Annotated in this window: 18 protein-coding genes; 9 read left to right on the top strand and 9 right to left on the bottom strand. The window is 40.5% G+C overall.

The annotated features are described in order from the left end of the window. Nucleotides 1–193, top strand: a 193-nt coding sequence (locus HCG49_RS18470; protein ID WP_205764431.1) for a hypothetical protein, incomplete at its 5' end; no start/stop codon positions are given. A gap of 434 nt (nucleotides 194–627) precedes the next feature. On the opposite strand, the gene HCG49_RS16860 is transcribed toward HCG49_RS18470, so the two are convergent. Next, nucleotides 628–1,647: a replication initiation protein gene (locus HCG49_RS16860; RefSeq protein ID WP_168470685.1), complete on the bottom strand. Its 1,020-nt coding sequence runs from the start codon at nucleotides 1,645–1,647 to the stop codon at nucleotides 628–630. Nucleotides 1,648–3,466: 1,819 nt separating this feature from the next. Between HCG49_RS16860 and HCG49_RS16855 the strand changes: the two genes are divergently transcribed. From HCG49_RS16855 to HCG49_RS16845, 3 genes are all read left to right on the top strand, one after another. After that, nucleotides 3,467–4,165 (top strand): SprT-like domain-containing protein, encoded by a 699-nt coding sequence (locus HCG49_RS16855; RefSeq protein ID WP_168470684.1) that lies wholly within the window; start codon nucleotides 3,467–3,469, stop codon nucleotides 4,163–4,165. Nucleotides 4,166–4,228: 63 nt separating this feature from the next. Beyond that, nucleotides 4,229–4,981: a ParA family protein gene (locus tag HCG49_RS16850; protein WP_168470683.1), complete on the top strand. Its 753-nt coding sequence runs from the start codon at nucleotides 4,229–4,231 to the stop codon at nucleotides 4,979–4,981. Nucleotides 4,982–4,988: 7 nt separating this feature from the next. Further along, a complete protein-coding gene (locus HCG49_RS16845; RefSeq protein WP_168470682.1) occupies nucleotides 4,989–5,237 on the top strand; it encodes a hypothetical protein in 249 nt (82 codons plus the stop codon). Nucleotides 5,238–5,883: 646 nt separating this feature from the next. Here the strand turns inward: HCG49_RS16845 and HCG49_RS16840 are convergent. The 8 genes from HCG49_RS16840 to HCG49_RS16805 form a co-directional block, all read right to left on the bottom strand. Further along, nucleotides 5,884–8,607, bottom strand: a complete 2,724-nt coding sequence (locus HCG49_RS16840; protein WP_168470681.1) for a carboxypeptidase-like regulatory domain-containing protein — start codon at nucleotides 8,605–8,607, stop codon at nucleotides 5,884–5,886. A gap of 101 nt (nucleotides 8,608–8,708) precedes the next feature. Continuing rightward, a complete protein-coding gene (locus HCG49_RS16835; protein ID WP_168470680.1) occupies nucleotides 8,709–9,716 on the bottom strand; it encodes a hypothetical protein in 1,008 nt (335 codons plus the stop codon). Next, a complete protein-coding gene (locus HCG49_RS16830; protein WP_240938725.1) occupies nucleotides 9,709–10,503 on the bottom strand; it encodes a molecular chaperone in 795 nt (264 codons plus the stop codon). Before HCG49_RS16830 ends, HCG49_RS16835 begins: the two co-directional genes overlap by 8 nt. Before the next feature lie 91 nt (nucleotides 10,504–10,594). After that, nucleotides 10,595–11,155: a hypothetical protein gene (locus HCG49_RS16825; protein ID WP_168470678.1), complete on the bottom strand. Its 561-nt coding sequence runs from the start codon at nucleotides 11,153–11,155 to the stop codon at nucleotides 10,595–10,597. Nucleotides 11,156–11,662: 507 nt separating this feature from the next. After that, a complete protein-coding gene (locus HCG49_RS16820; protein WP_168470677.1) occupies nucleotides 11,663–12,049 on the bottom strand; it encodes a hypothetical protein in 387 nt (128 codons plus the stop codon). A gap of 1,621 nt (nucleotides 12,050–13,670) precedes the next feature. Next, nucleotides 13,671–14,411, bottom strand: a complete 741-nt coding sequence (locus HCG49_RS16815) for a hypothetical protein (protein WP_168470676.1) — start codon at nucleotides 14,409–14,411, stop codon at nucleotides 13,671–13,673. Nucleotides 14,412–15,038: 627 nt separating this feature from the next. Then, the gene (locus HCG49_RS16810) at nucleotides 15,039–15,341 is read right to left on the bottom strand and encodes a type II toxin-antitoxin system RelE/ParE family toxin (RefSeq protein ID WP_168470675.1); all 303 of its coding nucleotides are present in this window, start codon (nucleotides 15,339–15,341) and stop codon (nucleotides 15,039–15,041) included. Then, entirely contained in the window at nucleotides 15,341–15,562 is a 222-nt protein-coding gene (locus HCG49_RS16805; RefSeq protein ID WP_168470674.1) for a hypothetical protein, read from the bottom strand. The genes HCG49_RS16810 and HCG49_RS16805 overlap by 1 nt, the downstream gene beginning before the upstream one ends. Nucleotides 15,563–16,356: 794 nt before the next feature. On the opposite strand from HCG49_RS16805, the gene HCG49_RS16800 reads away from it, so the two are divergent. From HCG49_RS16800 to HCG49_RS16780, 5 genes are all read left to right on the top strand, one after another. Further along, nucleotides 16,357–16,749: a response regulator gene (locus HCG49_RS16800; RefSeq protein ID WP_168470673.1), complete on the top strand. Its 393-nt coding sequence runs from the start codon at nucleotides 16,357–16,359 to the stop codon at nucleotides 16,747–16,749. Nucleotides 16,750–17,291: 542 nt separating this feature from the next. Next, the gene (locus HCG49_RS16795; RefSeq protein WP_168470672.1) at nucleotides 17,292–17,867 is read left to right on the top strand and encodes a BfmA/BtgA family mobilization protein; all 576 of its coding nucleotides are present in this window, start codon (nucleotides 17,292–17,294) and stop codon (nucleotides 17,865–17,867) included. Further along, nucleotides 17,864–18,832 carry a DUF5712 family protein gene (locus HCG49_RS16790; RefSeq protein ID WP_168470671.1) on the top strand — a complete coding sequence of 323 codons (969 nt, stop codon included), beginning with the start codon at nucleotides 17,864–17,866 and terminating at the stop codon, nucleotides 18,830–18,832. The genes HCG49_RS16795 and HCG49_RS16790 overlap by 4 nt, the downstream gene beginning before the upstream one ends. Further along, nucleotides 18,829–20,448, top strand: coding sequence for a type IV secretory system conjugative DNA transfer family protein (locus HCG49_RS16785; RefSeq protein WP_168470670.1), 1,620 nt, complete (start codon nucleotides 18,829–18,831; stop codon nucleotides 20,446–20,448). The genes HCG49_RS16790 and HCG49_RS16785 overlap by 4 nt, the downstream gene beginning before the upstream one ends. A 13-nt stretch (nucleotides 20,449–20,461) precedes the next feature. Then, nucleotides 20,462–20,788 carry a hypothetical protein gene (locus HCG49_RS16780; RefSeq protein WP_168470669.1) on the top strand — a complete coding sequence of 109 codons (327 nt, stop codon included), beginning with the start codon at nucleotides 20,462–20,464 and terminating at the stop codon, nucleotides 20,786–20,788. The last annotated feature ends 2 nt before the right edge of the window (nucleotides 20,789–20,790 follow it).

Here is a 20,790-nt window from a genome sequence, read left to right as displayed (position 1 = left end):
TCCCTTTGGGTTGGGGCGTTTAGAAAGAATTGTTGGCCGTCCCCAAACCGTTAGAGTAGCTGTAATTTATTGGTTATCAAAGGTTATTTCCATCCCCAATCGGTTAGCGTATCTCCCCGGTCCCATTGCGTTGGGGCGCTTAGAAAGAATTATTGGCCGTCCCCAACCCGTTAGAATAGCTGTAATTCCCTAGTTTTCAAGGGCTATTTCCATCCCCAATCGGTTAGGGTTCGTCCCCCACCCCATTCAGTTGGAGCGTTGGAATTTTCTTGCTGATCATCCCCAACCCGTTAGCGTAGCTGTAATTCCCTAGTTTTAAAGGCTTATTCCCATCCCCAATCGGTTAGGGTTCGTCCCCGATCCCTTTGGCTTGGGGCGTTTAGAAAGAATTCTTGACCGTCCCCAATCCGTTAGAGTAGCTTTAATTCCCTAGTTTTAAGGGTTTATTCCCATACCCAATCGGTTAGGGTTCATCCCCGATCCCGTTGGGTTGGGGCGTTTAGAAAGAATTCTTGACCATCCCCAATCGGTTAGAATAGCCGTAAATCCCTGCTAGTCAATAACTATTTCCGTCCCCAATCGGTTAGAGCAAGGGAAAACCCCTGTGTTCAGGGGCTTTTCCCATTCCTATCGGTTGGAATTTTCCGCATTTTTCTGGAACAGGTAATCGTAATTGTCCAGGATGACCTTGTTGATGGCATTGGGCAGGTCCTTCATTCGGTCATAGTTGTCCTTGACATCGAAATAATGGGTGTTTATGATCGATTTAAGGAAGGTAAACTGATATTTGTTGATAAGCCCAACCAGCCTGCTCTTGTCCGCCTTGGAGAGCTCGAAATTGCACTCCAGAAGGGAGAAGATCTCCTCGACCCTTTCCACATTGTGGCGTACGGGGGCCTTGTTGTTGGTCTGATAAAATTTGAACACAAAACCGACAGTTTTCCTTCCCTGTTTGATATCCGAGTAATTAAAGCTTACGTCCGCTATCTCGTCGAGCATCTTTTTGGCGGGATCGATGATCTTTTGCTTGAAAGCGCTGGAGGTATTGGTCGTATACTTGTCCTTGGGGATTTCAAGTTCCTTTCGGAACTGTTCCAAAGTGACCTTGCGCCCCCCGGTCTGCATCCATTGGCGCACGTAGTAATAAAATTTGATGTTGTAGGTCCCGGTCAGGTTAAAGCTGCTGTCGGCCAAAAACTCTGTATATCCCTTGCTAAGGTCCGTCAGGAAACCGTAAAAGCCGGCATCCAGGTCGATCTTCACGTGCGACCTGCTTTTGGTCCACTCCGGTTTTTCGATGACCCCTACCAGTTTTATGGACTCTTCCTCCCTTCCGTCCACGACCATTTTACTGGTAATGGGCAAGGTTTTTTCCCTTAGCTTGGTCAAGGCGTCGTCCAATCTTTCCTTGGTGTTGGTGGAATCCAAGATCAGGTCCCGGTAATGGTACTGAAGGGAGATGTTGCCATTTAGGTCGATCTGAGGGGTATAATTGATCTCTTGGTGTACCTTTATCCTTTGAAGGATACGTACCAATACCCTGTTTTCACCTGCCGAAAAGTTGAACTTTACAAAATTGGCGGTCAATTGGTAGGGTTGCCTGATAACTTCAGGAAGTTTTATTTTTTTGTTGGTAAAGTCGTTCATATCCAAAATGGTTATCCCCAATCGGTTAGAGTTGGCCCCTCAAATATATACAATTTAGTTAGAGTTCCATCCCCAATCGGTTAGTTTATATCCCCAATCAGTTAGCGAGCCATCCCCAATCGGTTAGAGTAAACCTTTGGGAAGCCCTGATATATATAGAAAAACGGTTACTCGCAATTTAGTACTATAATTCTGTTATATTTATTTAGTCTTTTAAAAATGAAAAAAGCAATTTTGATAAGCATTGTGAAGATGTTGATAAGGTTTCAAAACCGTCATGATTTTTGCAAAAATCACGCCTGTTTATCATCATATCGGTTTTGCTCCGCAAAATTTTAAATGCATCCAACACCGCAAAATAACCCTAAAAAATGAAAAAAGGTCAAAAAAGCAGCCCGCAATTTTTTTTGCATAGATTTTATCTATACCCCTCCCCTTTTCGTGTTCTTAAATAACTCCGGGAACGCAAAAAAATTACTTTTTTGGAATGGTTTTTTTGCGTTCTCGGCATTTTTTGGGGCACTTTTTTTGGTTTTTTCCATGTTCACAATGGTTTTAGGGGCTTTCTATTTTCTTTTTAAATGGTCGTAATTAGCTGTTATTAAGTATTTTATGTTTTGTAATATGTATAATATATATGTTATTTGAAATATATATAATATGTAGTATATGTTTTATCCTTTTGTTTTTCTTCCGAGCACCGTTCCATTTGGATGCTTTTCTGGGGTTTTTCCGGGATGGGGGCGTTATCTCCACCGGCCATAAAACGGCTATTTCCTTGTTTCCCTTGTACGTTTTTTTTGGGGTTTTTGTAGGATCGGTGCACATTTTTGGAAGGGACCGTCTGGGAGGAGTAGGATATTTTTTTGCGGTACCGTACTGTTTTGGGCGTTCCCCTATCGGGTCGCTCTTTCCGCTGTATCTTTTTTGGCCGCCCAGGCCGGCCAGAAAAGGATGCCGCTGCAATAGCTAACGCGGCCATTAATGGCAAGATCAGCTATTTTCCTGTATGGTGGCCAAGGAACATTACGTCCGTATAGACCATAAAGGATAATATACAATCCCCTTTTTTTCTGCAATAGGTCTGAAGTTAAACCACTGTACAACACTGAACTAATATGTTCATTATATTATATATATATAATATATTTACTATAACAAGTATATGAAATATATGCATCCTTTTTTTGCCGGAAGCTTGGCCCGGGAGCGGTCTGCGCCGCTTTTAAGCGGGGAGTACTCCCGTAGTAGCGGCGCCATGGTTTTTTTAGGGCCTTCTCCCCTGCCCGCTTCCCAATGCGGGACAGCGCATTGGCTCCCCTTAAAGCGGCACAGGGCGTTTTTTTCGGCAGGTATTTCGGGCTCTTTTTTCCTTTACGACAGCAAAAATAAGCCGAGGGCCCCTTCGCCCGAAATCCTTTTTATAAAAATAGCCCTTCCAAGGAAGACCGATTTTTATAGGCGGTCGCCAGGGCTTCCAAAAGGTTTTTGCCGAAGGCCCCCGGCTTGTGGCAATGGCGACGACAGGAGGGATGAAGTCCCCCTGAAAATCCATGCACCTCTGGAAAGGGATGATAGGGGGCTTTTCCGCCTGTACCAAAAATGTTAAATCATTTTGGGTCAATGGGTTAATATATTATATATGTTTAATATATAGCATATATGAAGTATATTTAGTATATTGCAGTTGTTGCGTCAAGAAGCGGGATGGCCGCAGTGTGGCCGGCGCCATTCCCCAGGAGGATCCCGTCCGGGGATACGGGCGAACATCAAAGGCGCGATATCCGTAATTGTGTCGTACGAAACAAAAAATGATCTTATGAGCACCTTCCATTACCGCGACAAGCCCAGCTCGAAATTCTACGGGCTGTTCCAGTTTATTTTCGATTATTATAACCGCGCCCTTTTTCAGGATCGGATCAAGGATTGCCTGATCGTGATCACCAGGCGCAAAAATGTCATGGGCCATTATTCCTATAGGCGCTGGTACCATGTGGAGGAGCGGGAAACGGACGAACTGGCGCTGAACCCCTCCATGTTCGTGCGCTTTCCCCTGATAGAGATCTGCCAGACCATTGTGCACGAAATGTGCCATGGCTGGCAGTACCATTACGGCAGCCCCTCCCGTCCCGGCTACCACAACGCAGAATGGGCGGAAAAAATGCAGTCCCTGGGGCTGATGCCCAGCCATAACGGGGAGGTAGGGGGGAAGACAACCGGCCAGCGGATGAACGATTACCCCATTCGGGGCGGGCGCTTTTTGGAGGCCACGGAAAAACTAATCAACGACCAGGTCTTTGCGGGTCTCTACCTGGAGGTGAACCCCGAGATCCTATCCAGGATCACCCAGGACCGGCCCCTTTTTGAACAGGTGAAGGATTTGGCACTGGTGCAGGAACAAGCGCGGCCAGCGAACAAAAAACAAAAGGTAAAGTACTCCTGTGGCTGCGCCAACGTATGGGGCAAGCCCGGGCTGTCGATGAGCTGCAATCACTGTGGAAAACTTTTTACGGCATAAGGGCAATATATTATCAATGTTATGTATATTTAACACATTGAACAAACGCTATAAGTGGCACATATGAAAACCATTGCAATCATGAACCAAAAGGGGGGGGTGGCCAAGACCACTACCTGTATCAACCTAGCGGTACAGGCGGCCCTGAAGGGACGCACCCTTGTTATCGATATGGACGAACAGGCCAACCTCTCGCGGCAGTTCGGGGTCAACGAGCCCGAAACCACCATCAGGGAAGCCCTGTTGGGGGAGAAGTTTTCCCCGGTAAACGTACGGGAAAACCTGGACCTGATCCCTTCCTCTACCGACTTGGTAGGGATAGAATCCCGGCTTTTCAACGAACTCTCCCGGGAGCGGAAACTGGAAAAGGCCCTCAAGGGGATCAAGAAGGACTACGACTTTATTTTTATCGACTGCCCCTCGAACACCTCCCTGGTCACCGTGAACGCCCTTTCCTGTAGCGACTACGTGATCCTGCCCATCAAGGCGGAGATCTTTTCCATAGAGGGGATAGACCATATGATCAATTTTATCCGCATGGTGCGGGACAATATCAACGACAGGCTCAGCATCCTTGGGATCGTGATCACCCAATGGGACGAACGGCTGAACGTGGGCAAGGACGTGATGGACAAGATCAGGGAACAAAAATGGGATACCGCCCTGTTCCATACCAGGATCCGCAAGAATACCGCGGTATCGGCATCCCAATTGCACCACCAGACGATTTTTGAATACGACCGAAAGAGCAACGGGGCACAGGATTATACCGCCCTGGGCTATGAGGTCCTGGAACGAATTAACAACCATAAATAAAAGAACTATGGGACTAGATGATCTATTGACGGGGAGCTCGAAAGAAGGCCCCAAGGCCAAAAAAAAGGCGGCCCCTAAAAAAGCGGTGCCGGCCCCGGAAGAAAAAAAAGAGTACAAGAATATCTATTTGTCGGAATCGGCCATAAAACTGCTGCACCAGGTCACTTTTATGGAAAAGGTGAACAACAGTAGCTATACCTTTGGAGACGCCGTCCACGAGGGACTAAAGCTCCTGGCAAAGAAGAAAGGACTTTAAAAGCTTGAAAAGCCTTTAAAAACGCCCGTATAGGGCCAAAATCATTGATATCAGAAGGTTTTGGCCTTAAAACAGGGTGTTCCTTTTGAAGATAAGATTTAAGAAGGAAAGCGGCCTAAAAACTCAATTAATCCGCATAAATGGCCCTTGATGACAGCTACCCTTCCTAAAAGGGCAAAAGCTAAGAAACTGAAAAGGACAGTCAATTAATTTAGTAAATTATATAAACGCTATTCACAAAAAATCAATGCTAAACAAGCTATATCCAGTACTAATACTACAATTCCTTTTAGGTACACGAAATCCAGTTGACAATGTCCCTGTCGATCTTACAAACCCATTTGATGTTATTGTATATATAATTCTACCTATACTTTTGGTCGTTTGTTATATCCTATGGAGGAAAAAGAGGAAGAAGAAAAAAGAATTAAAAGGCCTGTAGATAACTTGCTAAATTAATTTCTAGCCTAGTTTAACGCTACTCGTTTTTGAGTGCTAAGATTCATTGTGTATTGCTAACTTGACTTTTTTCGTTAACTAAATATGCCTTAAAGTATTCTGAACCACTCTAATGCTATCAAGTATACCCCAAAGGCCACTTGAAACTATGGGAGGCTTTGATAGTGATAATTATAGGGCTTTCCCTTTAACTCCCAAAACGCTTAATTTTAATTGTTTTTTGCTCCGCAAGAATTTTAAAAGGCTCTAATCGTGTCGTTTTTGCAGACTCTATAGTGAAACTTTGGGTGGTTTGTTCGCAATAGGTTTTGCTGGCCAAGGAACTCTTATCTAAAGTGATTTGATAGGTTCCATTGGGCAAAAATACCGTAAACTCCCCATCGTTGTTGGTCATGGTCCGTTGAATAAGTTTCCCGTCTTTAGAAATATTAAATAGGATGCCAGCTGTTTTAGGCTCAAATTTACGAGCTAGTGTAGCGTCATACTCATACGCTACTTTTCCAATAACAGTGCCGTTTTGATGTAATGGGATCGATATACGCTGGTGGGAAGCGTCTAATAAAATGGTTGCTTCCTTGGTAAACCAGCCTTGGGAAGCAGCAGATTTAAGGGTATAGGTTCCATAAGGGACAGAGCGGTATACAAGTTGACCTTTATGGTCTGTTTTAAACATGGCATCGTTCAGTGTTATAAGATAGTCTGGGGCTATTTCATCACCTTCATCAAATACATTATTGGCATTTCTATCATAGTAGGCCTGTGCCGTAATCTTTCCTTTTCTGGCGGTAGAAGGTGCTTTCCCTTTAAAGTTAATGGAGAGGCCCGCTTCTAAAGAAAATTGATCGTTATGAGATGAAAACGAATTGTAATTTGATTGGTACCCTGACCAAGAGGAATTCAAAAATAGGCGGTACTGACGATTGGGTTGATACTGTATATTTAAAAAAGACGAAGCGCTACTGCCTAATGGAAAATCGTTTGAATAGTTTAAGCCCGAGTTTAAAGAGAGCTTATTTTCCATAAAGCTCTTGTTGGCAGCAATCGAAAATAGCATTCGCTGGTAGTCCTTATTGGCGCTGGTATTTTGAGAAGCGATAGCGTTCTCCGACAAATAAAAACTGCCATACTGATAGGTGGCATTGGCATTTAACCAGGAATAGCGATACGTAAGGTTGGTTTTTAGTTGGGGTTGAATAGTGTTTGTACTCGCGTATTTAACAATCCCCTCTTCCATGCCAAGAAATACGGAGTGTTTATGATTCTTACTAGACCAATTAAAATTATTTGTAATACGATTTGCCGTCATCACTGTGGGGCTTGCCTCCAGGGAACCGTTATAATTGGTAGTGCTAGTGCGCGATTCTCTTTGATGTTGAAAACCAAGCATTACCCCCAAGAGTTTTTTTCGAGGGAAATTAATGCCCATATTAAAGCGAATATTGCTTGACTCCATGTTCATGTTATAGGTATGCGATTTTGGGGAATAATTAGAAACGGAAATATTAGAATATACAGAGCGGTTGTTAGAAAGGGTCGTAGCTATATTTTGATGAAGCTGCATAACCCCACGCCTATTGCCTGGAAAATAAGCGCTGCTTAAAAAGTAATTCCCGGAAAGTCTTACCTTTTGTATACTACCGGAATACCGGGTTTCTAAGGCATAGGAGGCTTGGCTTATATTTTTTTCTTCATATTCACTGAACGCCCCGTGGCCTTTTAAATTGACACGCCACACATCTCCAAAGGTATGGGCTCTTTCAATGCCTACCATATGATTTCTGGAATGGTCCATGGCTTCTTCTTTAAAAATATAGGAGGCTCCACTGTAATCATTTGACTTGGCATCTGCAAAAACGCTGCTCGCATACAACCCATATCCCCTTTTTAAAAAGACGTTTCTCTCTATTAAATTATAGTTTTGATCTATAAAACCTATTTGCAGTGTTTTGTTGTTAGCCCTATTGGCGGTACTCGCTTCTATACCACGACCATATAGTGACATTTCCAATTCCTGACTAATATTCCCTACTTTTAAACTAGCGTTTTCTAAATAATAGGTTAAATTGGTATTGGTTATTAATGGGGTGTCTGTATTTTCGGTCATATAAATGTTGCTATTCATAGCAAGATATCCAGCCGAAAGATCCATATCGGCAGAGCCAATGATTTGATAAATATTTATGTTTTCTCCTACTCTTCTGTAAGTGGTGGTTAGGCTGTTTCGCTGTGCGTTATGGGCATTTCTTGTCGCTGCCAAATCTTGGTGCTGCTTTACCGAAGAAATGTTTTGGACCGTAATGTTTAGGTTGCCAAATAATTCTTTCCCAGAACCGCGCATCGCGGCAACCTGAACGGTAAACTGTGGTACTTCTAATAAGGCTTTTGGCGGTAGAAAACGGAGTGTAAATTCCCTGTCCTTTTGTAGGTTGACCACCCCTTTTTGTTCAAAAAAATTCTTTTCACCCCTAAGGTTGGGGATGCTAAAGACAAGGGTGACATCTTGTATTTTGTTTCCCAAATTGCTTACGGTCACCTTTAACGCCAAGGAATCATTGGGGTTGGTCATGTAAACCATGGGACTCTCCGTAAAAAGGCGCATGTGATTATTTTCTTTCACCGTTTGCGCTGTGTGCCTTGTTTGGAGCACTTTTTTTTCGGTATCCAAAAGGTCCACTTCAATGTTGGAGGTTCCTACCTGTGCAGACTGCTGCCTTAGTATTTTTAAGGAAATAAAGCGTTTTTCTTCCGGATGTAGTGATATTGAAACGAGTTCATTTGAAATTATCCTAAACCCCTCTGGTGTTCTTAGGCGTAAAAAACCATCAAAAGGAATACCGGTAGTATTGGTGACACCAATTAATACATCTATAAGATTGTTTTTTGCTTTTCCCTGCGCGACCGTGACTGTCATTTCAAGGTCTTGTTGTGCATAGGACACAAAACAAAACAGAATTCCTACAAGACAGACGAGTTTCCTAGAAACAGAATTGAGCATAGATAGGGATAGGGGGCTTATTGGGGCGTTATTTCATATTGCAAAGTAGTGCTATATGTTTCCATAGAAGCATTAATGAGATTCATATCGTTGGGATCACTGCTATAGGTAATATCGAAACTTACTGTTGATTCTTGGGTTGATCCTCCTGAAGCTATTTTTTGCGGGTTAGCGTTTAATGCTCTTTTAAAAGTGGAGGCAGTATTATTAGGGCCAGGGGTTAACAAAATGTTTATGGACTCTAGTGGAAATGTGTTTCCAGTACCAGTGGTAGATGTAAAATTTTCCTGTATGGATCTTACGTGTACTTGATAATCGGTATTAGCCTTAATTGAAAGTCCGTTGCTATAGGTTTTTTGAGCGCCTTGTGTATAATCATTCATTGTTTTAAGCTCTAATAAGCCATTAGTTGCGTTGGCATCAACTTTTATAGAAAATTGGGGTGTTGGCGCTGAAGGTATTTGTATTTGTACCATTATATTATTTAAATCAACGGAACCCAATAGTTTGTTGGTTTTATGATATGCGGTAAAATTTAATGGCAATGTAAACTTGGTCCCTTCTGGGTAGTCATTGAGATAGGTGCCTCCCGCTATGGTAATATTGTAGTACAAATAAAAAGTATTGCCGCCCTGAGTATAGACATCAGCATTCGAATTAGGAACTAAATACACATCCTGTTGTCCTAGTAAATCAACATGCATGGGCATGCCAATTTCAGCTATTGAAGGATTGTCAGTAGTGGAGGATGGCTGAAAACTAATTTTATCTGCAGGAAGCGTGTAATTGCCGTTATTTGAGAGGATCGGAGCGTTGGTTTTTACGGATACCTTCCAGTCTTTCATAGCTGAATTTCCGCTTGTTATTTGAAAACTTAAACGGAATGCGTCTGAATTTGATTGTCCACTGTCCGTATTGACAACTATAGAATTGTTTTGCGGCTGGACGCCATAATTAATATTTTGTGCCGTTATCGTTGCAAACGAAGAAACTAAAAGAAGGCCATATATAAAACTATTATTCATAGGTAAAAGATAATTCCGCCATTTCTAGGCTGTTATCATTGTCAAAATCCATAATAATGGTTGCTACGTAACTGCCTTTTTCTAAGTCTTGGGGCACGGCCAATCTTGTTTCTCTATAATTGCCCGGCATGGTATAAAAAATAAGATGCTCCAAGGTCGTTTTTTTTCCTGTTTCCCTATTTAATAATTCAGGATACATGATGCCATCGGTCCAAATATTCCCTTTGTTTTCAAAATGAATACTGATTTTGTTGCTTTCCTTTTCAAAGAACATATTTTGTATTTCTATATTTTTGTGCTTTGCAACATTCCTGCGATGATATAATTTTATACCTGATCGGACACTTATTTTCATGTTGGAGCCATCTTTGCTCACATCGTCTATAGGGTTCATTTGTGTCACATACAACATGGCAGTATGTACGGGGATCCCTTCGGACAAAGATTGGGGAATTGTGAGACTTACTTCTATGTCTTTGGACTCTCCGGGTTGTAATGAAAAGTAATTCTCATCCTCTGTAATACTGACCCAACTGCTACAGGAGTTGGCCAGGCTATCGGCAGGGAACATCCTATTATTTCCTTTGGCATCGTATTCCCAATCGCCTAAACTAATAGCAAGGTCTAGCGTGTTAGTCTTGCTCACATTACTCACAGTAATTTTCTGAGTACTATTTTCTCCGGGATCGGCTTTATAATAAACACGTGGCGGTGTTACCGAGAGCCCCGTTTGCGCATATAGGACGCCCTGTAGTAGGAAACATAAAATGAGAAGGGGTGTTTTCATCAGGAATGGTAATCGTTGCATAATAGAAATAAAAAAGTGCTATATAAACAATATAGCACTTTTCTTACAATTTATGATAGCTAAAGTAAAATTATTGAGCTGTAATAGTATAAGTTAATTGTGTAGTGTAAGTAGTTGGCTTTTGACCAGCAATATATTTGTCCACATAAGTATCACCACCTGCTGCTTCATAGGTTATATTAACATTTTTATTAACCGCGCCCTTTGTAGTTGATAAGATACTTTGATCTGAATCAGTTAAAGAAACAGTAGCCTTGTTGTCAACATCAGCAATAGGAGCTGATCCATTGGTAGCAGTAATTTTTATATCGCTCGCAGCAATGTCACCATTGATTTGGGAAGCATTTGTTAATTCAGTACCTGCGGCCTTCACATATACTTGGAACCCACCTGTACTATATACTGATAAATGATCCGCTTGCGCAAGGGTTACACCAGTTGCATAGTCTGTTGTGGTTTTATAGTCTAAATCCACAGTTTTTTGTGAAGCATTAACCGTTATTGATTGTATAGCGTGTAGATTTACATTTAAAGTAACATTGTCTGAAGCTGTTTCTGTTTCTGTTTGCGCAGTAACTGCAAATCCGATAAGTAGTGCTACAATTGCTAAAATGGGGGTTTTTTTATTCATAATTAATAATTTTTAATTGATTAGGTTTTTAATATAAATTCAATAGCTGTGTGCTTTTTATTACAGCTTATGATTTAAACGAAACGGTAATTTGTGGGGTTTATTATACTTATTTATGTTGTGATTTTATTATTTCTATTGTTAATTATAGTACAAACGTGAAAATAACATTAGCTGTTTTGCAGGTTAAAATTAACATGAAAATTGTTCATTTAGGTAATTTTATATTAAACTTTACCGTTCGTCGATATAACCCTGTATTTAAACGGTCTAATCCATTTTTAAGAACAGCCAGAACAGCTAAAAAAAACGAATATTTTGTAGGTAGACACAAAGGAAAGTTTGCCTGTACTTTATAATCGTAGCAGAAATATCATTCCGTGTGTATGGAAACCTTTAAGGAGAAGGTTTGTTTTTGTAGATGTGAAGTTGATGCTACCTCAATTCTTAAAAGTGAGCTATAAACAATGGCACATTTTCATAGTAAGTATGTTAGCTATATTTTAATTATTGAGCTGTCACTGTATACATTACTTGTGTCTCGAAAGTAGTTTCGGTTTCTCTTCCTGCATATTTTTCTATAAAAGCATTGCTGTCATCTTCTTTATATGTTGCCATGCTCTTGGAAATATTTTCTTTTGTAGGATTAGTGATAATAATCGACTTTTCCGTAGCGTCATTGAAAGTGTTTTTTGTACCGGCAGCATTGGTGCCATCTGGTCTACCGCCGGCATTGTTATCCACCAAGGTTTCAGTAACTGAATTTACGGATACTACGGAGCCACCTGTGCTGAAAACTGTTAAATGGTCTGTTTGCATTAGATCTACACCATTTTCATAATGGGCCGCTGGATTTACCTTCAATATTTGAATCGGATGTAATATTACCCTCAAAGTAACGTTCGTGCTTGTTTGTCCTTGAGCTTTAACTGTGAATCCAATAAGCAGTACTACAATAGCTAAAATGGTGTTTTTCATATTCTAGATACTAAAGGCCGGGTAAACATTTTACCGTTCATCGGTTAAATTAAGCATTTAGACGTGGCTACATGTTAATATTGGGTTATTTTAGATGAAGTGCACACTAATAGCTTTTAGAAAAATGCAGATAGGCTAAAAACAGTAGGCCAAAGGGGGAGTGGGGAAATAAAAACTTGTAAGTGCTTTAAATATGGTATGGCAGGATTAAGTATACTGTTGAAATCCTAATGAAGATATAAGAGTGGGACAGTCCTAATATCAAAATTATCAATGAACATTTTACGGGCTTTAATAAAACGACTTCCATTTTATTAGTATTCCTATTGTTTTTTGTTTTTCATAATCGCTTCCACAGCTTTTGTAATGGGCAGTGCTCCCAATACATCCTTTAGGAAGTTCCCGAACGCTTTCAAGCGCCTCATTGGCAGCTGTGTGAGGTAGACCACCAGAACCAGGGACCAGATCAATACATATAAAAGATTATTTTCCATAATTGATATATTATAGGTCCGCCCTAATTAAGCGTTAAAATTTTTTGATCGAGCGGGTTTAAGTTATTTTTTTCTTCCAGTTTAAAAAGACAGCTTGGCCAATTATCCCCTACGGAAGGTGCCGTGCAAGATAGCTGCCTCACCCTTTTGAAAATAGGACAGTAAAAAAGACCTTTTTGTTGCAAGTAAATAAATAGCTTCCAGATCAGGTGTTACATGAACATTTTTGAGATGTAGTTTAGGTCTTTTAATCAAAACTATATATTAAAATCTATTAGTGTAGGTATCCATTGGTATCCAAGCTATTTTCTCAAAGTGCGGTCGTATGGTTCTTTTTCGGAAAGCTATATTCAGACTTTGTAAAATAGTTTTTACAGCCATTTCCTAAATGGCACAACCCTCTCTGCTCATAGTATTAGTTTTGATTAAAATTGTGCAGATGGAAGTTAGGCTTGATCGTCGGATTTGGTGAAATATTCCTAAAAAATGGTAATTTTTCGTGAAGGCAACCTTTTAAAAAAAATTGGCAAGAGTGGGCAACGGTGCGTAGACTTTTCCATATTATAATAATAGGCAAGCTGGATCATGTCCATTAGGACATATCGATATGTTCTACTCCTTACGGGGTTAAAAGATGGTATTCAAATGGCTGAAGAACGAAAATCCATAACGGATATGTTCCAACGAGTGGTTATTCATCCTTTATAAAAAATGATTATTATGTTTCCTAAATCGTTTAATAAAACTATTTCAAGAGTATGAAAAACAGTGGAGTAATATATTATATATACTGTATATTAAACTCATATAATCTGTTGTGTTGGAACCCTGTTCTTGGCACAAATCGCACCGAACCATCGGCCAACAACTTTTTGGCTTTTTGACCTTTTTCAGGTGGATTTAGAGGGAAGTTTTTTTTATGAGTGTGGTTTTAGAAGGCGGTATCCCTTTAGCCACTAAAGGATTTTTTTATAGAAGGAAACCGGATTAGCCAACTTTATATTCATCTCTATTCTATCTAGGAGCCGAATACTGTAAGTTTGTTATTTATTAAATCCAATTAGATGATCCCCTTCGACCATGCCACAAGTCCTGGTTAATTCGATAACAAATAGACGTTTATAGAACTCGCCTTGGTTGTTATATATTTTCTTAATCAGTTTAGTGGCAATAAGTGATAAATTCGATTCCACCATTTTATCAAATATTTCGATCTCTTTCATAAAATCTAAGTTTTCGAGCTCATTTTGATTTCTTAGAAGAGAAAATACAAGGCTATCTGATTTTAGCACGGATAGTTCCTCTACATCGAAAAAGTGTTTAAAATCAACTTTTTCTGTTTTTACACTAGTAGCGTGTGCCACTATTTTATTTCTGAACGCTAGAATTTTAGATTCCGATAATTGTTTTGATAATTTTGTCTTGTTTGCCACTTTATGGATCGTAAGCAAATTATCAATTGCTAATTTTTGTTGGGATACGGCATTTAAAAGACCATAAAGTCTTAAGTTTCTTTCTGCAAAATCAAGAGTTCTAGATGGTTTTTGGCGTTCCAATTGTTTAAAATATGATTTTGCCAGTTCGGAGTCCTCAATAACCCGGAAACTGTTGCGCAAAATATTCCAGTCATAATCTTTTTTGAAACCATAAAGATTCTTTATTGCATTGTGGAATGTAGACTCGTTCTTTTTTTCATGCCATTTTTCATGCCATTTTTGGGCGAATTCGCTCCATAGGTCTTTTTGTAGGGCATTGAACCGTTGAATGTTATTTTCGTCTCTCATAAAGAAGCATAACGTTATGGACAATTATTTCGTATAATATAAGACTTCCGGAGCGTAGCACATTGGCCTGATCCAGCGCTAAAACTCCGATGGAACGTGGGCAGCAACATAGTTATGGAAGCGACCTAAAGTCATCAATTTAGGAAAAATAATTTTTGTAAGAAAATTTATCAGATTATATATGAGCGGAAAAGTCAAAAAACACCGGAGGAAAACGGAAATAACTATTTTTGATTGAGCAGATATTCTGGAGCATACGGACCCCTTGGGTTAAGAGGGGCCGCCAAATTTCTAAATTATTCCAGAGCAAACCGACCCCTTTATCGCTCGACTGTACATTGTTTATGCTAATGTAATTAGTTGATATATAAGGTAGTAATGCATGTTATATATTGATGATGTTTAATATATATATAATATATTTCTTTGGGACCGCTGTGCCCGGGAGAAATCGAACCGAATTATCGATCAACAACTTTTTGCTTTTTTGACCATTTTCAACCCGGTTTTTTTAGGGAAGTTTTCTTCTGAAAGAGAGTAGTGGTAGCCCTCTTTAGTTCCTTCCTTTAACAAACTTTTCAGCCCTGGCCCATCGGCGGGCCGAATTAGTTATTATGCTGCGTTTTATTACAAATCTTTCTTTAATTTTTTAAGATCTTGACGGGTATCGAATATGGTAAGAATGTGAATTTCATTATCATTAAACTCGTAATAAAGAGTACTGTGTTTAGTAATTACACATTTTCTTAATCCATTTTGTTTATCAGATTCCGGAAAACTTTCTGGCTGACATTTAATAAACTCAATGTTCTTATCGAGCTTTTTAATAAAATCAGATTTCACTTTGTAGGACCATTCTTCAAGTAGATATGAAAAAAGAAATTCTAATCTTTTCTCAGCTATTTGAGAAATTATAATTTTTCTACTCATTATCTATGTTTGCTCATAAATGAATCGTAGTCGGAAGTTTTACCTTCCTTTATTTGTTTTTTTGCTGTTTTAATTTCATTTTTTTGGTCAGAAGAGAGTTCGTCCCAGAAATCAGCAGTTTTTTCTTTCTTGAAAATCTGCTTTATAGATTGAATAATCTTAGGATTGTTAGTGTTTAATAACAATTTAGCCAATTCTATTTTTTCAGCTTGAATATTCATCTTTAAATCATTTGTAACAAAAATAAGAATTATTGATTTAATAAAGCTCTTACTTCGAGGATTTTCAATGGTTGTCTAACGTCTCGGTTTGTATGATTGATTGTTGATTTAAAGATGGCACTTTAGGTAAATGTATAGTACTAAGTATAGCACGGGAACATTTAAGTGATAACTTTTCGCTATGCAATTAGCAAAATTTTATTGTTTTTAGGTTCCGTGTGTGCCTGGATATTCTGGAGCATATTGACCCCTTTATCGACTGTATATTGCTTGTCTTTATTACAATTAGTTGAAATATAAGGAAGTAATATATGTTATATATTGTTGATGTTTAATATATATAATATATTTCTTTGGGACTGCTGTGGCCGGGAGAAATCGAACCGAGTTATCGATCAACAACTTTTTGCTTTTTTGACCTTTTTCAACCCGCTTTTTTTTAGGAAGTTTTTTCTGAAAGTGGGTAAGAGGTAGTTGAAAAATCAGGTTGAATTCCCTTGTGTTCTTGCTCTACCTTAGCGATACGGATTTTGAGAAGGCAATATATTGTTTTTGTGATAATTTTAATTAATTTAATAACCAATGTCTATTGGGGTTTAAGGCTTAACAATATGTTGAAAAGTCATGATTATTTATGTTTACGGATCTTAATTTTACAATTCTACAGTAATTGTGGTTTTTTTAAAATATTATATTTACATATTCGAATACAATAATTTAAGCTGAAAGGGTTGATGTTGATAAAGAATAAAAACGGTTAATATCCAAAGTCGTTTTTCTTTAATAAATTTATCATGAGGAGGAAAGTAGTAATAATAGAAAATGACAAGGTAATTTGCTTTTTGCATACCAAAATTTGCAAAAAATTAGGATATGAGGAGCCTGTTGTTTTTTATGATGGTTATGATGCGCTGCAGTACCTTAGAGAACAGCCTGAAAAATCTATAGATTTTTTGATTTTATTAAATATCCATATGCCCTTGATGAATGCTTGGGAATTTTTAGAAAACTTGCCTGTAAAGTACAATAAGTACAATACCTTTATAGCCATAATTTCATCATCGCTTTCTAATGATGACAGGATCAAGGCGAAACAGTATGAATTGGTACAAAAGTACTTTGTGAAGCCGTTCACTATTGCTCAAGCAAGTCAGTTAACAAATGAAATTGCTTTAAGAGAATTGTAAGAGACGTAGAGTTTTTTTTTATACATTTCAGGTAAAAATAAATTATCTCCACTATTTCTTTCCATCTTTAGTTTGTGTTTTAGGATTTGAACAGCTCTATCTATGTCTAAAATTTTAAAAATAACATAATATGAATCTTAAGATCTTAAATTTTAACAGCTTAAAAAAAGATCATGGATTCTGTGCATTTTGTCGGAAATAAGACAAGCTTCCTATCAGGGCTTTGTAATTCTTTTCTATTCTGTATCAGTTGTTTATATGTAGGATTGGAGGATGTTTTTTGTCTTTAAAACGAAGTGAAGAAGATAAAAAAGCAAGCAGTAATCACGCAGGGCGTGATTGTGTTTTTATAATCTACTGATAATCAGATGATTATAAAATAAAGTTAGTAATTTAATTACTACTTTTTTAGTAAAAAAAACTTTTTATCTTCTGTAAGACCTTGTAATATAGGGAATTAATCATTGTAAGTCAATTAGTAAGAATCAAAAAGATTGTTATAATTTGTAGGACAATTCAGTTTTACAAAAAGGCAAGCTCCCATGAACAGAACCATGAAAATTGAAGAGGAAGTGGCCGTTAGACTGGCCCTTTTGAAGAAGAAATTCAAAAAGGGGAGCTATTCAGATCTGTTGGAAGTCTTTTGCGATTTTTTTGAAGTGACACGAATGGGCCCCGGGGACCTGGATTCCTCCAGAAAGCCCGCCGGTGCCGTTATCACCGAACGCAGCAACCGAATAATAGCCTTTATAAAAAAAAGCGAGGACACCTATTTGAAGGAGATCCTCCACCTAGTCGAAAAAATATACGTTACCACTAATAACAATACAAGTATTCCTCCTACCCCCCGTACGGAAGCAAATGCTATGACAGTCCAGGAAGCACCTTCATTTCCCACAAAGGAAATAGAGGCCATGGTCGAAGAAAGGACCCAAAAGCTGCACTTGGAAAATAGCCGGTTAAGGCAAGAGGCCACCGATGCGAAGTATCGTCTGGAGCACCAGCGGAAGTTTATAAGGGAGTTTTTGGGGATGATGAAAAAACAAAGCCTCGGGAACAATTGGACCGTTACTAACGAACAATACCACTACTACAAAGAGGAATTGGAGAGACCATGATCGTCAAGGTACACCGGCAGAGAAATACTCCCGCAGCCAATAACAAAGGCAGTGCCTCCAACCTTGTGTCCTATCTAGAAAAGGAAAACAATAGCCTTGAGAACCAAGGTTTTTTTTTCGGCCGTAGTGCCGACCGGGACACGTTCCAGGAAAATATTACCCGTACCCAGGCCGTGATGGCCATCGACCACAATGTAAAGGGACTTCGAAAGAGCGACACCAAGTTCTTTATGCTCACCATCAACCTTTCCGCCAGGGAACAGGCCCATATAGCGGGAAAGATCGCCGGAAAAAAGGTGGATCATATTTCCGAGCTCTCCGTTCGCCAAAGGGAGTTGTTCGAAAAAAAATTGCGGGACTTTACCCGTGGGGTGATGGGGGAGTACGCCAAGAACTTCAAAAGGGGCCTAGAGGAAAAGGACCTGGTATACGTCGCAAAGATAGAGCACCAACGCCGTTATAAGGGCTACGAGGAAGCCGTAAAATCGGGAGAGAAAAAATCGGGCGCCCTCAAGGAGGGGTTCCAGAGCCATGTACATATCGTGGTCTCGCGAAAGGACAGGACCCAACGGATCTCCCTTAGCCCCAATGCCAAGGAGCGCATCGCCAGGGGCGGGCACTGTCTCAACGGGAAAGAGGTCGTCAAGGGCTTTAACCATGAGACCTTCAAGCTTAAAACCGAAAAGCTGTTCGACCAACAGTTTGCCTATAACCGCAAATACCAGGAAAGTTACGCCTCCAAATCCAATAGCGAGGCCCTCCAAAGCATTACCCGGGCCTATAAGGAGGCCCTTACCCCCAAGGAATTCAAGGAAATGAGCGCCCTATCGGACGCCAACCTGATAATGATCTATAAGTACTTTACCAAACCCAGTAAGGCACTGTTGTTTAAGATAAGTTCCCAGATAAAGGGACAATTGGACCTCAAGGCCAAGGTGGCCCAACAAACGATACACACCCTATGAAGCTGGATTTTTTGGATATCGGACTTTTATTGCTGTTCCTCTTTTATTCCTATGCCGTGCTGGAATTTATAGAGCGGCGGGAGAAATACAGCATCCTATTGTTCGGGAATTTTATTTTGGCCTTTTCGGTCTATACGCTCCTTAAAATCGCCTTTTTAAAAAGTATCGGCCTTTCTTTTTCGGGACTGACCGCCAGTATTTTTCTATATGTGGTACTGAACGTCGGCAGCGATAAAAAGGAGAACACCTCGAACAAAAAGTACAAGAGCCCGCCCTTGGTCCTTGGGACCAAGGATAAAAAGAGCCTTCGGTATTACGAGCCCTTGGAGAATTTTTTGGTCTATGGCGGTGCCAATGCCGGAAAAACGGCCTCTTTGGGAAAGCCCCTGTTGCTCGAATACCTGAAACAGGGCTATAGCGCCTTTGTGTACGACGCCAAGGAGTTCGATTACGCCAAGACCATTTTCAGTTATTACCGCACCCATAACCCGCCTTCCAAGCTCTACTATGCCAATTTCAACGATGCCAATAAAAGCCACCGTTTTAACCCTATCAAGCCCCAGCTTTTTGCCAATAGTTCCCAGTTCGAGGAGATCAACGAACATTTCCTAAAAAGCCTCCGGGGCAGTCAAGGGGAGGGGGGCACCTGGTTCGATGCCGCCCTTGGTTTGTACAAGGGCATCAGTTGGGTCTTCTTTAAGCACTATCCCCAGTGGTGCACCATTCCCCATATCACCAATTTTTTCCTGCACCGTAGTACCGAGGACCTGTTGCTGTTTTTGCAAAAGGACGCCAAGGCCATGGGCTATGCCTCTTCTGTTTTTAAGGGGGCCAAAAGCGAGAACACCATAGGCTCGGTACTGTTCAGTTTGGCGAACTACCTGAGCAAGGTCGCCAACAACGAAACGGTCTGCTATATTCTATCGGGGGACGATTTCGACTATAATTTTGTGGATCCCGAGCGTCCCATCAGCTTCTGCCTTTGCAATTCCCATCAGATTTCCGATACCCTTTCCCCCATCATGGGGGCCCTGGTGAACATATCCGCAAAACAGTACACCTTGGACAACAAGAACCCTGTGGTATACTGCCTGGACGAGGCCACCACCTTCCACATCCCCAATTTCGAGAATTTGCCCTCCCTTTTGCGGGAGTTCAAGGTAGCTTTTTTGATGCTGACCCAAAGCGCTTCGAAGGTCGAAAAGCTCTATGGGAAACTGGACCTGAACAGCATCCATTCCAATTTCACCAATAAGTTCTTTGGAAAGACCGGGGATGTCAATGCCGTAAAAATGTACCAACAGCTCTTTGAGATGGTGATGCACGAGTACAAGAGCGAGTCCAAGAATTTCGGGGACCGCTATTCCGAGAGCGAGACCACCTCCAAGCGCAAGGAGCACAAGTACGAGGCCAGTTTTTTTAGCCATTTGAAGCCCGGGGAATTCGTGGGCCTCTGCGGGCAATCCAACTATGTGGACTTCCACAAGGAATTCGTCCCCTATGACCGAACACAGGATATGGAACCCAGGATGATCAGTACCGCCTACCTCTCCAATTCCGACCTGGAGGCGTATCACCAAAGCATTGTAGAAGAAGTAAAATCATTAACCGTTTAAAGCAAGAAGTATTATGAAAAAGCATTTCAAAAAAACAGTATCGACCGCCCTGGGGCTATTGTTGCCCTCGCTGATATTCGCCCAGAGCTCCAAGGGGTTCATGGGGGCCGTCAAGGAGATCATGAACGACTATATGCTCCCCATCCTGTTGGTGGGCATGGTCGTTGCGGCAGGGGCCGGTTTTCTCTTCAACCTGGACGATTTTGTGGATAAAAAAGGGGAGGGCACCCGGTCCAAGGCCCTGGTCAATATCGGGTGGATCGTCGGGATATCCTTTGTCTCCGTACTGGCCCTTATTGCCATTATCAATTACATCGCCTCCAACCAGGTAAAGATCTAAAG

It is taken from the genome of Arenibacter sp. 6A1, from assembly GCF_012272855.1.
GTDB lineage: Bacteria > Bacteroidota > Bacteroidia > Flavobacteriales > Flavobacteriaceae > Arenibacter.
The sequence above is the reverse complement of the archived record's forward strand: the minus strand, read 5'-3'. Positions and strand labels throughout refer to the sequence as shown.

What these genes read in the sequence shown, in the direction of transcription:
- HCG49_RS16860 (WP_168470685.1), bottom strand. Translation starts at nt 1,647, where the DNA reads ATGAACGACTTTACCAACAAAAAAATAAAACTTCCTGAAGTTATCAGG.
- HCG49_RS16855 (WP_168470684.1), top strand. Translation starts at nt 3,467, where the DNA reads ATGAGCACCTTCCATTACCGCGACAAGCCCAGCTCGAAATTCTACGGG.
- HCG49_RS16850 (WP_168470683.1), top strand. Translation starts at nt 4,229, where the DNA reads ATGAAAACCATTGCAATCATGAACCAAAAGGGGGGGGTGGCCAAGACC.
- HCG49_RS16845 (WP_168470682.1), top strand. Translation starts at nt 4,989, where the DNA reads ATGGGACTAGATGATCTATTGACGGGGAGCTCGAAAGAAGGCCCCAAG.
- HCG49_RS16840 (WP_168470681.1), bottom strand. Translation starts at nt 8,607, where the DNA reads ATGACAGTCACGGTCGCGCAGGGAAAAGCAAAAAACAATCTTATAGAT.
- HCG49_RS16835 (WP_168470680.1), bottom strand. Translation starts at nt 9,716, where the DNA reads ATGAATAATAGTTTTATATATGGCCTTCTTTTAGTTTCTTCGTTTGCA.
- HCG49_RS16830 (WP_240938725.1), bottom strand. Translation starts at nt 10,503, where the DNA reads ATGAAAACACCCCTTCTCATTTTATGTTTCCTACTACAGGGCGTCCTA.
- HCG49_RS16825 (WP_168470678.1), bottom strand. Translation starts at nt 11,155, where the DNA reads ATGAATAAAAAAACCCCCATTTTAGCAATTGTAGCACTACTTATCGGA.
- HCG49_RS16815 (WP_168470676.1), bottom strand. Translation starts at nt 14,411, where the DNA reads ATGAGAGACGAAAATAACATTCAACGGTTCAATGCCCTACAAAAAGAC.
- HCG49_RS16810 (WP_168470675.1), bottom strand. Translation starts at nt 15,341, where the DNA reads ATGAGTAGAAAAATTATAATTTCTCAAATAGCTGAGAAAAGATTAGAA.
- HCG49_RS16805 (WP_168470674.1), bottom strand. Translation starts at nt 15,562, where the DNA reads ATGAATATTCAAGCTGAAAAAATAGAATTGGCTAAATTGTTATTAAAC.
- HCG49_RS16800 (WP_168470673.1), top strand. Translation starts at nt 16,357, where the DNA reads ATGAGGAGGAAAGTAGTAATAATAGAAAATGACAAGGTAATTTGCTTT.
- HCG49_RS16795 (WP_168470672.1), top strand. Translation starts at nt 17,292, where the DNA reads ATGAACAGAACCATGAAAATTGAAGAGGAAGTGGCCGTTAGACTGGCC.
- HCG49_RS16790 (WP_168470671.1), top strand. Translation starts at nt 17,864, where the DNA reads ATGATCGTCAAGGTACACCGGCAGAGAAATACTCCCGCAGCCAATAAC.
- HCG49_RS16785 (WP_168470670.1), top strand. Translation starts at nt 18,829, where the DNA reads ATGAAGCTGGATTTTTTGGATATCGGACTTTTATTGCTGTTCCTCTTT.
- HCG49_RS16780 (WP_168470669.1), top strand. Translation starts at nt 20,462, where the DNA reads ATGAAAAAGCATTTCAAAAAAACAGTATCGACCGCCCTGGGGCTATTG.